We start from the raw sequence: 14,966 nt of genomic DNA, 5'->3' as shown, positions 1-14,966 counted from the left end.
TAAATGTGGGAGCGGGCTTGCTCGCGAAAGCGGTTTAACGGTTAAACCGTTCTACCAGCGAATACTGGGTATTCGCGGTATGCGTCAACTCTTCACTCAACTGCGCCGAGTTCAACGCTTGCTCCGAGGTCTGGTCTGCCAATAGCGCAATGGTGCTGATATTGCGGCTGATCTCTTCGGCCACCGAGCTTTGCTCTTCGGTGGCAGCCGCGATCTGGGTAGTCATGTCGGTGATATGCGCCACCGCTTCACTGATGCCCACCAACGCCTGGTCCGCTTCCATCACCCGTGCCACGCCTTCTTCGGCCTGGCGATGCCCGGCGTCCATGGTCTGTACGGCAGCGGCGGCGGTTTGTTGCAGCTTGGCGATCAGGGCATGGATCTGCCCGGTCGACTCCGCCGTGCGCTGTGCCAGTTGACGGACTTCATCGGCAACCACCGCAAACCCACGGCCCATCTCACCGGCACGGGCCGCTTCGATGGCGGCGTTGAGCGCCAGCAGGTTGGTCTGGTCGGCAATGCCCTTGATCACGTCGACCACACCGCCGATTTCATCACTGTCCTTGGCCAGTTGGGTGACGGTCACACCGGTCTCACCCACTGCTACGGACAGACGCTGAATCGCCTCGCGGGTTTCCCCGGCGATATCGCGGCCACGGCCGGTGAGGCGGTTGGCTTCCTGGGTTGCGTCCGCTGTGCGCTGCACATGGCTGGCGACTTCCTGGGTGGTGGCCGCCATCTGGTTAACGGCGGTCGCCACCTGCTCAGTCTCGACGCGCTGGCGTTCCAGGCCGCTGGAGCTGTTATGCGCCAGGGTGTTGGACTGTGCGGCCTGGTCGTTGAGGTGTTCGGCGGTGTCCTGCAGGCGGGTAAGACACGTCTTCAGACGTGCCTCCTGGCTGAGGATCGACATCTCCAGGCGCGCCTGGGCGCCACGGCTGTCGGTGTACATCTGCGCGATCAGCGGGTCGGAGGTGGTCTGCTCGGCCAGGCGCAGCAAACGCTTGAGGCCGCGCTGTTGCCAGCTCAGGCCGAGCAGGCCCAGCGGCACCGACAACCCCGCCGCCAGGGCAAAGCCCCAGTGGGAGTTGAGCGAGGCGCCGATCATGAAACTCAACTGGCTCACCAGGATAAACGGCAGCCAGTCCTGCAACACCGGTAGCCACTTGTCCCGCTGGGGGATCGCCGACTTGCCCTGGTTGATGCGTTGGTAGAGCGCTTCGGCCCGGCGGATCTGCTCGGCGGTGGGCTTGATGCGCACCGATTCGTAGCCGACCACCTGGTTGCCTTCGAAAACCGGCGTCACATAGGCGTTAACCCAGTAATGGTCACCGGTCTTGCAGCGATTCTTGACAATGCCCATCCATGGCAAGCCTTGTTTGAGCGTTGACCACATGTGCGCGAACACCGCCGCCGGAACGTCCGGGTGACGCACCAGGTTGTGCGGGGCACGCACCAGTTCGTCGCGGGAGAACCCACTGATTTCGACAAAAGCGTCGTTGCAGTAGGTGATCACGCCTTTGGCATCTGTGGTGGAGATCAACCGTTGCTGAGCGGGGAAGGTACGTTCGCGCTGGGTAACGGGTTGGTTATTACGCATGATTGTTCAATCCGCAAGGCTTTCAGGGGTTATCGGCAAGATCGGCATTTTATTTAACTTATTTTTGCAACAATCGGCGGTACGCACGTCCCCACTGTAGGAGCGAGCTTGCTCGCGAAGAGCGTTAACGATAACGCGGGGCATCTGGAAAAACGCGGTGCCTTGGCGTTTCTCGCGAGCACGCCCGTTCCTACTGGGACGGGGATCAACCGGCCAGCATCGGGTAGGTAAACAACCCGAAGTGAAGCAGATTCAAGCCAAAGTGCGTGGCTATCGCCGCGCCCAGACCGCCAAACCGATAGGCCAGGCCATAACCCACCCCGGCGATGCTCGCCAGCAATACCCAATGCCAGCCTGCGCCGATGTGCACCAGGCCGAACAGCAGCGAGGCCAGCAGCAGCGCCAGGTTCTCACCGTAAGGCAGGTGTTTGAAACGTCGGCTCAAACCGCCCTGTACGTAACCCCGGAACAGGGCTTCTTCCACCAGGGTCACCAACAGCAGGTTATTCAGTACCCAGAGCCAGGCTTGTTCCGGCCATTTCGGTGCCCAACTGATCACGCCCAGCAAGGCCGCTCCGCCGAGGGCAGCGATGGCGGTGAGGGTCAACGCCAGGGCGGCCACGCAGATCGACAAGCGCAACGAGCGCCGCGCCACAATCCACGGGCAGGCCAGCAACAGCCAGAAGCCGATCAGCGGTTTGTCCTGGTTCAGGTACATCGAGAAGGGGACGGCGTCCTCGGTGAAACGCTGCGAGGCAATGCCGCGCCCGTTGTAGAAACCCGGCAACCAGTGCATCGCCAGGCTCAAGGCCAGCACCACAAAAAGCCCGTGGCCCAGGTAGCGCGCCCAAGGCGTGCGTTGCTGGCGTACCGCGTAGCCGGCGATCAGCAGCAGGGCGACGGACACGGCTGCCAGCACCCCCAGTTGCCCGTACATCAACGCCAGCAGATAGCCGATGGAAAGAAGCGCGAGATACAGCCAGGGCAATGCGATCATGGGGAGTCCTTGGAAAAAGCTGGGCGGCATTATAGCGAGCCGTCCGGCAGGTCCTGCATGAAAACTACTCCATTCAAGGCGATTGCAAAACGTAACTCCGGCTGGGTATAGTCCCAGCCTCTTCATCCCCTCACACAAGATCAGTCCATGCCAGCTCTCCAGCGCACAGCGGTAGTCGATTCAGCGGTCAACGCTGCGGTCGTGCCGTGCGGGGACAAGCAGCCTGCGCAGATCAGTCACTACCCCCCACCTGTCAGCAGTACGCCGGTGTACGCAGTCGTATCACCGCCGGGTGTTGGTATTTTGGGCTGATCAGCTGATTGCTGTTCCCGTCTGCCCGCCTGAAAAAACCTTGAACTTCAGCGTCTGCTGAGTCGGCTTTTTTGCCTGATTACAGGTGGTAACCATGTCTGTTCTTTCGAAACAATCCGTGGCCGCGGCGGCCTCGACGAGCCTGTTTGTCCTGCTGTGGAGCAGCGGGGCGATCTTCTCCAAATGGGGCCTGGCCCACGCGTCACCCTTTGCGTTTCTGCTGATCCGTTTTGCCATTGCCCTCGTGGGCCTGGTGGTGCTGATACCGATCCTCAAGTTGAAACTGCCGCGCCCCGGCAAGCCGCTGTTGTATGCCGCGGCGACGGGGTTGGTGTTGTTGGGCGCCTACCAGATTTTCTATCTGTTGGCCCTGGACCTCAACGTCACCCCCGGCGTGATGGCAACCATCATGGGCGTACAGCCGATCCTCACCGTGGTGCTGATGGAGCGCCAGCGCTCATTCAGCCGTGTGTTCGGCCTGGGCCTCGGGTTGGCGGGGCTGATCATGGTGGTGTATCAGGGCATTGGTTTGTCCGGCATGTCCCTGGCGGGCATGCTGTTCGGGCTGCTGGCCCTGGCCAGCATGACCTTTGGTTCGATCATGCAGAAACGCATCACCGACAACCCCCTGGGCACGCTGCCGGTGCAGTACCTGGCGGGGTTGCTGCTGTGTTCTGCATTCGTGCCGTTCCAGCCATTCAACTTTGAGCACAGCAGCAGTTTTTACCTGCCTGTGCTGTGGATGGGGCTGGTCGTGTCGTTGCTGGCCACGCTGTTGCTGTACCGCCTGATCGCCCGGGGCAACCTGGTGAATGTCACCAGCCTGTTCTATCTGGTGCCAGCGGTGACGGCGGTGATGGACTACCTGATCTTTGGCAACAGGCTTGCTCTGTTGAGTCTGGTTGGGATGGGGTTGATTATCATCGGATTAGTGTTTGTCTTCCGCAGACGCTAAAGGCCCAACCTCCCTGTAGGCGCGAGCAAGCTCACGCCTACAGGTTTTTTTTCGGGCGCAATACCAGCCACAACGCTCCAGCGATCAACACCCCACCATACAGATGCGCCATGGACAGCGGCTCATCCAGCAGTAATGCCCCCCACAGCACACCAAACGGCGGAATCATGAAGGTCACCGTCATCGACTTCACCGGCCCAATGGACGTCAGCAACCGGAAGTAAAGAATGTAGGCAAACGCCGTACACACCAGCCCTAACCCCAGCAACGACCCCCACACCTGCCATCCACCCCAACTTGCGGGCGGCTGACTGATCGCGCTGTATGCAAAGAACGGCAACAGAAATAACGTCGCACCAAGCATGCTGCCCAGCGCCGATAGGCGACTGTCCAAGCCACCGCGCTGATCCAGCCAGCGCCTTGCCAGGAACCCGGCAAAGCCGTAACAGGTGGTCGCCAGCAAACACGCCAGCGCCCCCATCAACAATTCCAGATCAAACGCCACCGGCCCTGCGCGGGTCAGTACACCCACGCCCAGCAGCCCCAGGCAGACCCCGGCGACTTTCGACGGGGTCAGCCGTTCGCTGAAAAACAGCCCGCCGATCAGCACACCCATCAACGGCGTGGTGGCGTTGAAGATCGCCGAGTAACCCGCCGGCAGCACCTGGGCGGCCACTGAATACATGGTCGCCGGGATCCCGGAGTTGATCACGCCGAGCAGTAACACGGTCTTGAACTTGCCCTGGAAATCCCAGCTCACCCGCATCACCGCCAGGATCACCAGCAACCCGGCGGCGGCAATCGACACGCGGAAAAATGCCGTCGGCACGGTGCCGATCTCGGGCGCGATGATGCGCATGAACAGGAAACTCGCGCCCCAGATGGCGGCGAGTCCCAGCAAGTACAAGGTGTCGACAGGTCTCACGGAACACTCCTACCCTCAATAAGGCGGCGAGTGTTACACGACATTTCTATCGATTACAGGACAAACCGCGTCACCAGCCCATTCAGGTCCACCGCCAGGCGCGACAGTTCCTGGCTGGCGGCCGAGGTCTGGGTGGCACCGGCGGCGGTCTGGGTGGACAGGTCGCGGATGTTCACCAGGCTGCGGTCCACGTCACGTGCCACCAGCGCCTGCTGCTCGGCGGCGCTGGCGATTACCAGGTTGCGCTGGCTGATCTGCGAGATGGCCGCGGTGATTTTTTCCAGGGCGCTGCCGGCGCTGTTGGCTCGTTGCAGCGTCTGGCCGGCGTGCTCGGCGCTGCTGTTCAGCGCATCGACGGTGTCTTGGGTGCCGCGCTGGATGCCGGTGATCATCTGTTCGATTTCTTCGGTGGAGTCCTGGGTGCGTTGCGCCAGGGAGCGCACTTCATCGGCCACCACCGCAAAACCGCGCCCGGCCTCGCCCGCGCGAGCCGCCTCGATAGCGGCGTTGAGCGCCAGCAGGTTGGTTTGCCCGGCGATGCCGCGGATCACTTCCAGCACCTTGCTGATGTCCTGGGCCTGCACGGCCAGCCCTTCGGCCTTGTTCGAGGCGCCGAGCACTTCGTCGACCAGGTTCTGGATCGAGCTGATGGTTTCGCTGATCTGGTAGTGGCCGTGCTTGCTGTCCTCGTCGGAGGCCTGGGACGCCTCGGCGCTGGACACGGCATTGCCGGCCACTTCGTCCACGGCCGCGCTCATTTCGGTGACGGCGGTGGCGGCCTGTTCGATCTCGTCGTTCTGCGCCTGCAGGCCACGGGTGCTTTGTTCCATCACCGAGCTCATCTCTTCGGCGGCGGAGGCCAGTTGTTGCGCCGATTCGCTGATGCCCCGAATGGTGCCTTGCAATTGCGCCTGCATGGTGGCCAGGGCGTTGAGCAATTGAGCCGGTTCGTCCTTGCCGCTGACGGCAATCGGCTGGCTCAGGTCGCCGCCGGCAATGGTGCGGGCCACGCTCAGCGCCTGGCCGAGCGGGGCGGTGATGCTGCGGGTCAGTAGCCAGGCGAGCAACAAGGTGGCGATCAAGGCGGATACGATGATCAGGCCGACGATCCACTGGGCACTGGAATAGGTCTGCGCGGCTGAATCCACTGCGGTTTCCACGCCGTTCTGGTTGAACACGATCAGGTCCTCCAGGCTCTTGTTGAGGATCACGCCCTGCGGAGCGACGCGGGTGTTGAGCAGGTCAATGGCGTCTTGCTGCTGATCCTTGTCCACCAGGGTGACGATCTGTTCGACGAGGGTCAGGTAAGTGTTCACGTTACCTTCGAGCTGTTTGAGCATCTGACGCTCTTCGTCGCTGCTGAGCAGGCTTTTGTGATGGTCGAGCAGGGTTTGCAGCTCGCTGCGCTGGCGGGTGATCAGGGCTTTGCTGTTGTCGCGGATCCGCGATTCGTCGGTGGTCGCCAGGCGCAAGGCCTCCAGGCGGATGCTGGCGACAAAGGCCGCGCTGTCGTGGATGTTCTCGATGCTCGGCATCCACGATTGCTCGATGACCAGTGCGCTTTGTCGCAACTTGGCCATCTGGCCCAGGCCGAACAGGCCCACAATCACCAGCAAGCTGGCCAAAACCCCAAAACTCAGACTGGCACGCAGACCGATCCTCATGTTCCTCAATGACATCTCTATGCTCCTTGGGCGATTAGAACCTGTTCCCGGATCGGTCTTCGGACCTTGTTAGGGTGGGAGAGGGCGCGCTATATATCAAAGTGCCATCAAGGTGGTAATCAGGGTTTCCCTTAGTTGGATCCAAAGGTTTGTAGAGGGCAGAGTCACCGGGTGAGTACGCGTGTTTCCTGCTCTAAGCGGCAAGGCCGCGTCGTTGTGGGCGTATGGGGAAAACACCGGGCGACTTTTTAGTGCGTTTATTGACCGATTGGTCGAATTAAAAAAATTGAAAACAAATGTACGAAATGAACGGAGTTGTACAAGACTGCACGAAAAATGACCCTTCTCCTGCGTTCGTACACTGGCTAAGCTCAGGGCTTCCAGATGCCCGTTCGAGGTTTCCCACATGTCGCAACTCGCCCTCGCCATTGCCCAAATGATCCTCGATGGCTTCGACGATTACCGCGAGCATTTCCGCCAGATCACCGATGGCGCCCGCGAGCGTTTCGAAAAGGCCCAGTGGCAACAGGGCCAGGCGGCGTCGGCGGCGCGGATCAATCTCTATGAGGAAAAGGTCACTGAGGTGACCCAGTGGTTGCGTAAGCACTTCGATGACGCCGCACTGCTCGACATCGATGCGTGGCCTGTGGTCAAAAGCGCCTACATCGGCCTGATCGACCTGCGCTTCGACGATGAACTCTCCGAGACCTGGTACAACTCGATCTTCTGCGGGCTGTTCAGCCACGACCTGATCAGCGACGGCAGCATGTTCATCCACACCACCCGGCCCAGCCTGCGCCGGGCACGGGCCGCGCAGACGCGCACCTACACACCCGCTGGGCACATCCCGGAAATGCTCGCGCAGATCTTTGCCGACTACCGCTTCAGCGAATCCTACGCCGACCTTGCAGGCGATCTTCATCGCCTCGAAACCCAACTGCGGGAAAACCTGCCGGACTGGGTGTGCAAGGACCCGGACCTCAAGGTCGAGCTGTTTTCCTCGGTGCTCTACCGCAATAAAGGTGCCTACCTCGTCGGGCGCATCTACACCCGCGACGAACAATGGCCGCTGGTTATCCCGTTGCTGCACCGCGAAGGGCAAGGCATCCAGATCGATGCGCTGATCACCGACGAAGCCGATGTGTCGATCATCTTCTCGTTCACCCGCTCCTACTTCATGGTGGATGTACCGGTGCCAGCGGAGTTCATCGGCTTTCTCAAGCGCATCCTGCCGGGCAAGCACATCGCCGAGTTGTACACCTCCATCGGTTTTTACAAGCACGGCAAGTCGGAGTTTTATCGCGCGCTGATCAACCACCTGGCGACCACCGACGATCAGTTCATCATGGCCCCCGGCGTGCGTGGCATGGTCATGAGCGTGTTCACGCTGCCGGGCTTCAACACCGTGTTCAAGATCATCAAGGACCGTTTTTCACCGTCGAAAAACGTCAACCGCGCCACGGTGATCGAGAAGTACCGCCTGGTCAAAAGCGTCGACCGGGTCGGGCGCATGGCCGACACCCAGGAGTTCGCCGACTTCCGTTTCCCCTTGAGCAAGTTCGAGCCCGAATGCCTGGCCGAGCTGTTGGATGTGGCGGCGGGCACCGTCGAAGTGGAGGGCGACACGGTACTGATCCGCCACTGCTGGACGGAGCGGCGCATGACCCCGCTCAACCTCTACCTCGACAACGCCAACCCCGCCCAGGTGCGCGAAGCCCTGGAAGATTACGGCCTGGCGATCAAGCAACTGGCGGCGGCGAACATTTTTCCCGGCGATATGCTGCTGAAGAATTTCGGTGTCACCCGCCACGGCCGCGTGGTGTTCTACGACTACGACGAAATCTGCTTCCTTACCGAGGCCAACTTCCGCCACATCCCGGCGCCGCGTACCCCGGAGGATGAAATGGCCTCCGAGCCCTGGTATTCCATCGGCCCGTTGGACGTCTTCCCCGAAGAATTCCCACCGTTCCTGTTCGCCGATGCCGGCCAGCGCAAGCTCTTCGACGAGCTGCACGGCGAGTTGTACAACGCCGATTACTGGAAAGGCCTGCAGGAGGCGATTCGCGCCGGCAAGGTGATCGATGTGTTTCCGTATCGGCGCAAAGACCGCGATAACGAATGAGGGGGCACGCTTGTGGGCGGTTTTCTGCGACAATCCGCCCCCTGCATATATATAGACGACCCTTGCGTACCTGATGACTGACCAAGCGCCCACTATCGACCAACTGCTCAAAACCCTCGATCACGCCATGCTCGCTGACCGCCACCGCTTGCGGCGCCAGCTGCTTGAGCTGCGCAAGAAGCCCGACGAGGAGAAGCTGGCGCAGTGGGTGGCGCGCATGCAGGCGTCCTGCGCCCAGGTCACGGCGCGGCGCGCCAGCCTGCCGGTGATTCGTTATGACGACAGCCTGCCGATCGCGGCCAAGCGCGATGAAATCAAAGAGGCGCTGAACAAGCATCAGGTGCTGATCATTGCCGGCGAAACCGGCTCGGGCAAGACCACCCAGTTGCCGAAGATCTGCCTGGAAATCGGTCGTGGCCAGTTCGGCCTGATCGGCCACACCCAGCCCCGCCGGATCGCCGCACGTAGCGTGGCCAGCCGCGTCGCCGAGGAGTTGGCCACACCGCTCGGCGCGCTGGTCGGCTATCAGGTACGGTTCGAAGACCAGAGCGATTCCAACACCCTGATCAAGCTGATGACCGACGGCATCCTGCTGGCGGAAACCCAGAACGACCGCTACCTGGAACGCTACGACACCATCATCGTCGACGAAGCCCACGAGCGCAGCCTGAACATCGACTTCCTGCTGGGCTACCTGAAAACCCTGTTGCCACGTCGCCCGGACCTCAAGGTCATCATCACCTCGGCGACCATCGACCTGGAACGTTTCTCCAAGCATTTCGACGATGCGCCGATTGTCGAGGTGTCGGGCCGCACCTTCCCGGTGGACACCTGGTACCGCCCACTGACCCTGGAGCAGGACGAGGAGGGTAACCGCGTCGAGGACGACCTCACCGTCGACCAGGCGATCCTCGCCACCCTCGATGAAATCGCCGCCTATGAGCGCAGCGAGCGGCGCAGCCCCGGCGACGTGCTGGTGTTCCTGCCGGGCGAGCGCGAGATTCGCGACGCCGCCGACATGCTGCGCAAGGCCCAGCTCAAGCACACCGAAATTCTGCCGCTGTACGCGCGCCTGTCGCCGGCCGAGCAGCAGCGCATCTTCCAGTCCCATCCGGGCCGGCGCGTGGTGCTGGCGACCAACGTCGCGGAAACCTCGCTGACCGTGCCGGGCATTCGTTATGTGATCGACAGTGGCACCGCGCGCATCAGCCGCTACAGCTACCGCGCCAAGGTGCAGCGCCTGCCGATCGAAGCGATTTCCCAGGCCAGCGCCAACCAGCGTAAAGGCCGTTGCGGCCGGGTCGAGCCGGGCATCTGCATTCGTTTGTACAGCGAAGAAGATTTTATCGGCCGCCCGGAATTTACCGACCCGGAAATCCTGCGCACCAACCTCGCCGCCGTGATCCTGCAAATGCTGCATTTGCGTCTCGGCGAAATCACCGACTTCCCGTTTATCGAACCGCCGGACGGCAAGGCCATCAGCGACGGTTTCAACCTGCTGCAAGAGCTGTCGGCGGTGGACCGCAACAGCCAGCTCACGCCACTGGGCCGCCAACTGGCGCGCCTGCCGGTGGACCCGCGCATGGGCCGCATGTTGCTCGAAGCCGCCAAGTTGGGCAGCTTGCAGGAAGTGCTGATCGTCGCCAGCGCCATGTCGATCCAGGACCCGCGCGAGCGTCCGCCGGAGCGTCAGCAGGCCGCCGACCAGGCCCACGCACAGTGGAAGGACCCGGATTCGGACTTCGCCGGCCTGGTCAATTTGTGGCGCGGTTTTGAAGAGCAGCGCCAGGCGCTGACTGCCAGCCCGCTGCGTAACTGGTGCCGCAAGAACTTCCTCAACTACCTGCGCCTGCGCGAATGGCGTGATTCCCATCGCCAGTTGAGCCTGATCTGCCGCGACATGCAGTTGAGCGTCAATAAAGAGCCGGCGGACTTTCCTAAACTGCACAAGGCGGTGTTGTCCGGTTTGCTCAGCCAGATCGGTCAGAAAACCGAGGACGGCGATTACCTCGGTGCACGTCAGCGGCGTTTCTGGATTCACCCCTCATCGGGCATCGGCAAGAAACGCCCGCAATGGTTGATGACCGCCGAACTGGTGGAAACCACCAAGCTGTATGCGCGCATGGTCGCCAAGATCGACGCCGACTGGATCGAACCGCTGGCCGGGCACCTGATCAAGAAAAACCACTTCGAGCCGCACTGGGAGAAGAAGCGCGGCCAGGTCGTGGCCTTCGAGCAGATCACCCTGTTCGGGCTGATTGTGGTCGGGCGCAGGCCGGTGCATTACGGGCCGATTGACCCTGTGGTGTCCCGCGAGCTGTTTATCCGCGAGGGCCTGGTGCGTGGCGAGATCCAGTCGCGGGCCAAGTGCCTCACCGCCAACCAGCAACTGCTGGAACAGCTCGACGAGTTGGAGGCCAAGGCGCGCCGGCGCGACATCCTGGCGGACGAGGAAACCCTGTTCGCCTTCTACGATGCGCGCCTGCCGGCGGAGATCCACCAGACCGCGACCTTCGACAGTTGGTACAAGGTCAACAGCCAGAAAGACCCGCAACTGTTGATCATGCGCGAAGAAGACGTGCTGGCCCGCGAGGCCAGCGAAGTCACCGCTGCGCATTACCCGGACACCCTGCAGTTGGGTGACCTGGAACTGGCCTTGAGTTACCACTTCGAACCCAACCACCCGCGTGACGGTGTGACCCTGCGCGTGCCGGCGCCGCTGTTGCCCGCCTTGCCCCCGGAGCGCCTGGAGTGGCTGGTGCCGGGGGTGATCGAAGCCAAGTGCATCGCCCTGGTGCGCAACCTGCCCAAGGCGCTGCGCAAGAATTTTGTACCGGTGCCGGACTTCGTCAAGGCGGCCCTGCAACGCATCGAGTTCGGCCAGGGCTCATTGTCCCAGGCCCTGGGCCGCGAATTGTTGCGCATGACCGGGGCGCGGGTCAGCGATGAAGCCTGGGCTGAGGCCGCGCAGCAGGTGGAAAGCCACCTGAAGATGAACCTGGAAGTGGTCGACGGCCAGGGCAAGTTCCTCGGCGAAGGCCGGGATCTCGCCGAACTGACGGCGCGCTTTGCCGAGGCCAGCCAGGCCGCGTTGGCCGTGCCGCAAACTGCAAAAAGCCAGCAGCCGGTGGAGGCCAAGGTGTTCGCGGCGGTAGCCGAGAAGACGCAGCAGAAGATCGCCGGGTTGTCGATGACGGTGTATCCGGCACTGGTGGAAGAAAACGGCACGGTCAAGGAAGGGCGTTTCTCCACGGCGGCCGAGGCCGAGTTCCAGCATCGTCGCGCCTTGCAACGCCTGCTGATGCAGCAACTGGCAGAACCGGCGAAATTCCTGCGCGGCAAACTGCCAGGCCTGACCGAACTGGGCCTGATGTACCGCGAGTTGGGCCGGATCGATGCGCTGGTGGAAGACATCCTGCTCGCCAGCCTCGACACCTGCGTGCTCGAAGGCGAAGCCAGCCTGCCGCGTGATGGCGCTGGTCTGGCTGCCCTGGCCGAGCGCAAACGCAGCAGTTGGACCGAGCACGCCGAGCGTCTGGCGCGCCTGACCCTGGAGGTGCTGAAACTCTGGCACGGCCTGCAAAAACGCTTCAAAGGCAAGATCGACCTGGCCCAGGCCGTGGCCTTGAACGACATCAAGCAGCAACTGAGCAACCTGGTATACCCCGGGTTTGTACGGGAAACCCCGGCCCAGTGGTTCAAGGAGCTGCCGCGTTACCTCAAGGCCATCGAGTTGCGCCTGGAAAAACTACCGAGCCAAGTGCAAAAGGATCGGGTGTGGAGCGGCGAGCTGGCCGGCCTGTGGACGCAGTACGAAAACCGCCTGAAAAAACACGCCCAGGAAGGCAAGCGCGACCTCCAGTTGGAGCTGTATCGCTGGTGGCTGGAGGAATACCGGGTGTCGTTGTTTGCCCAGCAACTGGGGACCAAAGTGCCGATTTCCGACAAGCGCCTGAGCAAGCAGTGGAGCCAGGTAGAAGCCTGATGTTTACACGGTTTCCAAGGCAATACAGGTCCAGTGTGGGAGGGGCTTGCCCCCGATTGCGGTCTGTCAGTAAAGGATGTGTTGACTGGCCCACCGCTATCGGGGGCAAGCCCCCTCCCACAGATAGCGCCAAATTCCGAGGGTTGTGGCAAACTTCGCGGTTATAAATGCCGGGATCGTCGCGAAAGGCTGCGGCGCGATGGAATAAAGCGATGCCAGTTTGGTGTCCGCGGAGCGGAATCGGACTACTTATAGTTTGGTACGACGGTACCAATATCTTCTGCCTGACAGATTTAGAGGAACGACCGTGCATAACGTCGTCATCAGCGGCACTGGCCTGTATACCCCGGCCAACAGCATCTCCAACGAAGAGCTGGTGCAGTCTTTCAATTCCTACGTGCATCAGTTCAACAGCGACAACGCCGCCGCCATCGAGCGCGGTGACGTGCAGCCGCTGACCGAATCCAGCGCCGCCTTCATCGAAAAGGCCTCCGGCATCAAGAGCCGCTTCGTGATGGACAAGGACGGCATTCTCGATCCGCAGCGCATGGCCCCACGCCTGCCCGAGCGCAGCAACGACGAATGGTCGGTCCTCTGCCAGATGGCCGTCGGCGCCGCTGAACAAGCTCTACAACGCGCGGGCAAAACCGCCGCCGACATCGACGGTGTGATCGTCGCCTGCTCCAACCTGCAACGTGCCTACCCGGCCATCGCTATTGAAGTCCAGGAAGCCCTGGGCATCGAAGGGTTTGGTTTTGACATGAACGTGGCCTGTTCCTCGGCCACCTTCGGCATCCAGAACGCCGCCAACAGCATCCAGCTGGGCCAGGCGCGGGCGATCCTGATGGTCAACCCGGAAGTCTGCACCGGCCACCTGAACTTCCGCGACCGCGACAGCCACTTCATCTTTGGTGACGCGGCCACCGCCGTGATCCTGGAGCGCGCCGACCTGGCAACCTCCGAACATCAGTTCGACGTGGTGAGCACCAAGCTGCTGACCAAGTTCTCCAATAACATCCGCAACAACTTCGGCTTCCTCAACCGCGCCGCGGAAGAGGGCATCGGCGCGCCGGACAAACTGTTCGTACAGGAAGGCCGCAAGGTGTTCCGCGACGTATGCCCGATGGTGGCCGAGCTGATTGGCGTGCATCTGGCGGAAAACCAGTTGAACGTGGCCGATGTGAAGCGCTTCTGGCTGCACCAGGCCAACCTGAGCATGAACCACCTGATCGTGAAGAAGCTGCTGGGCCGCGAAGCCACGGTCGAAGAAGCACCGGTGATCCTCGATACCTACGCCAACACCAGCTCGGCGGGTTCGGTGATTGCGTTCCACAAGAATCAGGATGACCTGCCCAAGGGCTCCGTGGCGGTGCTCAGTTCGTTCGGCGCGGGCTATTCGATCGGCAGCGTGATCCTGCGCAAACGCTAAGACAATCGAGGTCTTGAATGGCAGCAGCGGACGACGCGCACCTGCTTGAACGCCTGCTCAAGGGTGAGCAGCGGGCCTACAAGGAATTGGTCACCACCTACCAGAGCGCCATGCGCGCGGTGGCCTTTGCCATCGTCGGCCAGCGTCACGCCGACGAAGTCGTGCAGGATGCCTGGCTGTCGGTGGTGCGCAACCTGGCCAGGTTCGAGGGGCGTTCCAGCCTCAAGACCTGGCTGCTGACCATTACCGCCAACGCTGCCAAAGGGCGCTACAAGCAGAATCGTCGCGAAGTGTTGCTCGACGATCTGCCTTCGCCCCACGGCACTATCGGTGATGATCGCTTCACGCCTGACGATGGCCATTGGGCCGTCGCCCCCTACGCCTGGCACCAGGACACCCCGGAAGCCCTGCTCACCGAAGATGAACTGCGCAAATGCCTGGAGCATACGTTGCTGAGTCTGTCGGAGTTGCAAAGCAGCGTGCTGGTGCTGCGCGAACGGCAGGGCCTGGAGTTGGAAGAGATCTGTAATCTTCTGACGTTGTCGCTCTCCAATGTCCGTGTGCTGTTGCATCGGGCACGGCTTAAAGTCTTCGCCACGGTGGAGCATTTTGAGGAAACGGGCGAATGTTGACCTGTAAAGAACAAGTGGCACGTTCCAGTGACTATCTCGATGGGCAGTTGACCTTTCGCGAGCGTCTGCTGGTGCGTCATCACTTGATGTTCTGCCCGAACTGCCGCCGGTTTATCCGCCAGATGCGCCTGATGCAGGCGACGCTGAAGATAATGCCGGATGAGCCGGTAGAGGGTGTGGAGGCCTTGGCCCAGCGTCTGGCTGACGAGCGGCTCAAGGATCACAAAGGCGGGGAATAAACAGGCTCGCGTGGGTGGAGCGAACGGATGATGGGGACCGATCCACTCACGCAAGACTGGTACAGCCACCTCGGGCCGTCCTGGCCCAAGGCTTTCAACACCTACT

The 14,966-nt window shown here is 61.7% G+C and carries 10 protein-coding genes; 6 read left to right on the top strand and 4 right to left on the bottom strand.

Translation table 11 applies throughout. The features are described from left to right. Positions 1 to 34 precede the first annotated feature (34 nt). Entirely contained in the window at positions 35 to 1,600 is a 1,566-nt protein-coding gene (locus tag BLR69_RS13320) for a methyl-accepting chemotaxis protein (RefSeq protein WP_058427327.1), read from the bottom strand. A 205-nt stretch (positions 1,601 to 1,805) separates the two neighbouring features. Further along, the gene (locus BLR69_RS13315) at positions 1,806 to 2,597 is read right to left on the bottom strand and encodes a CPBP family intramembrane glutamic endopeptidase (protein WP_071493832.1); all 792 of its coding nucleotides are present in this window, start codon (positions 2,595 to 2,597) and stop codon (positions 1,806 to 1,808) included. Between the two features lie 406 nt (positions 2,598 to 3,003). Here BLR69_RS13315 and BLR69_RS13310 point away from each other — a divergent pair, with 406 nt between their 5' ends. Continuing rightward, the gene (locus BLR69_RS13310; RefSeq protein WP_071493831.1) at positions 3,004 to 3,864 is read left to right on the top strand and encodes a DMT family transporter; all 861 of its coding nucleotides are present in this window, start codon (positions 3,004 to 3,006) and stop codon (positions 3,862 to 3,864) included. A 37-nt stretch (positions 3,865 to 3,901) separates the two neighbouring features. On the opposite strand, the gene BLR69_RS13305 is transcribed toward BLR69_RS13310, so the two are convergent. Together BLR69_RS13305 and BLR69_RS13300 are read right to left on the bottom strand one after the other, a co-directional pair. Then, positions 3,902 to 4,789 (bottom strand): DMT family transporter, encoded by an 888-nt coding sequence (locus BLR69_RS13305; protein ID WP_071493830.1) that lies wholly within the window; start codon positions 4,787 to 4,789, stop codon positions 3,902 to 3,904. Between the two features lie 53 nt (positions 4,790 to 4,842). Beyond that, positions 4,843 to 6,453: a methyl-accepting chemotaxis protein gene (locus BLR69_RS13300; protein ID WP_371858626.1), complete on the bottom strand. Its 1,611-nt coding sequence runs from the start codon at positions 6,451 to 6,453 to the stop codon at positions 4,843 to 4,845. A 406-nt stretch (positions 6,454 to 6,859) separates the two neighbouring features. On the opposite strand from BLR69_RS13300, the gene aceK reads away from it, so the two are divergent. The 5 genes from aceK to BLR69_RS13275 all read left to right on the top strand — a co-directional run bounded on the left by aceK (position 6,860) and on the right by BLR69_RS13275 (position 14,860). Next, positions 6,860 to 8,575 (top strand): bifunctional isocitrate dehydrogenase kinase/phosphatase, encoded by a 1,716-nt coding sequence (aceK, locus tag BLR69_RS13295; RefSeq protein ID WP_071493828.1) that lies wholly within the window; start codon positions 6,860 to 6,862, stop codon positions 8,573 to 8,575. A 73-nt stretch (positions 8,576 to 8,648) separates the two neighbouring features. Further along, complete coding sequence (gene hrpA, locus BLR69_RS13290; protein WP_071493827.1) at positions 8,649 to 12,560, top strand: ATP-dependent RNA helicase HrpA; 3,912 nt, start codon at positions 8,649 to 8,651, stop codon at positions 12,558 to 12,560. Between the two features lie 307 nt (positions 12,561 to 12,867). Continuing rightward, entirely contained in the window at positions 12,868 to 13,989 is a 1,122-nt protein-coding gene (locus BLR69_RS13285) for a beta-ketoacyl-ACP synthase III (RefSeq protein ID WP_071493826.1), read from the top strand. A gap of 17 nt (positions 13,990 to 14,006) precedes the next feature. Continuing rightward, the gene (locus BLR69_RS13280) at positions 14,007 to 14,621 is read left to right on the top strand and encodes an RNA polymerase sigma factor (protein ID WP_071493825.1); all 615 of its coding nucleotides are present in this window, start codon (positions 14,007 to 14,009) and stop codon (positions 14,619 to 14,621) included. Beyond that, entirely contained in the window at positions 14,615 to 14,860 is a 246-nt protein-coding gene (locus BLR69_RS13275) for an anti-sigma factor family protein (protein WP_058425368.1), read from the top strand. Before BLR69_RS13280 ends, BLR69_RS13275 begins: the two co-directional genes overlap by 7 nt. Positions 14,861 to 14,966 lie beyond the last annotated feature (106 nt).

It is taken from the genome of Pseudomonas azotoformans, from assembly GCF_900103345.1.
Classification (GTDB): domain Bacteria; phylum Pseudomonadota; class Gammaproteobacteria; order Pseudomonadales; family Pseudomonadaceae; genus Aquipseudomonas; species Aquipseudomonas azotoformans.
Note: the sequence above shows the minus strand (reverse complement) of the source record. Positions and strands in the feature narration are given on the sequence as shown.

What these genes read in the sequence shown, in the direction of transcription:
- BLR69_RS13320 (WP_058427327.1), bottom strand. Translation starts at nt 1,600, where the DNA reads ATGCGTAATAACCAACCCGTTACCCAGCGCGAACGTACCTTCCCCGCT.
- BLR69_RS13315 (WP_071493832.1), bottom strand. Translation starts at nt 2,597, where the DNA reads ATGATCGCATTGCCCTGGCTGTATCTCGCGCTTCTTTCCATCGGCTAT.
- BLR69_RS13310 (WP_071493831.1), top strand. Translation starts at nt 3,004, where the DNA reads ATGTCTGTTCTTTCGAAACAATCCGTGGCCGCGGCGGCCTCGACGAGC.
- BLR69_RS13300 (WP_371858626.1), bottom strand. Translation starts at nt 6,453, where the DNA reads ATGAGGATCGGTCTGCGTGCCAGTCTGAGTTTTGGGGTTTTGGCCAGC.
- aceK (WP_071493828.1), top strand. Translation starts at nt 6,860, where the DNA reads ATGTCGCAACTCGCCCTCGCCATTGCCCAAATGATCCTCGATGGCTTC.
- hrpA (WP_071493827.1), top strand. Translation starts at nt 8,649, where the DNA reads ATGACTGACCAAGCGCCCACTATCGACCAACTGCTCAAAACCCTCGAT.
- BLR69_RS13280 (WP_071493825.1), top strand. Translation starts at nt 14,007, where the DNA reads ATGGCAGCAGCGGACGACGCGCACCTGCTTGAACGCCTGCTCAAGGGT.
- BLR69_RS13275 (WP_058425368.1), top strand. Translation starts at nt 14,615, where the DNA reads ATGTTGACCTGTAAAGAACAAGTGGCACGTTCCAGTGACTATCTCGAT.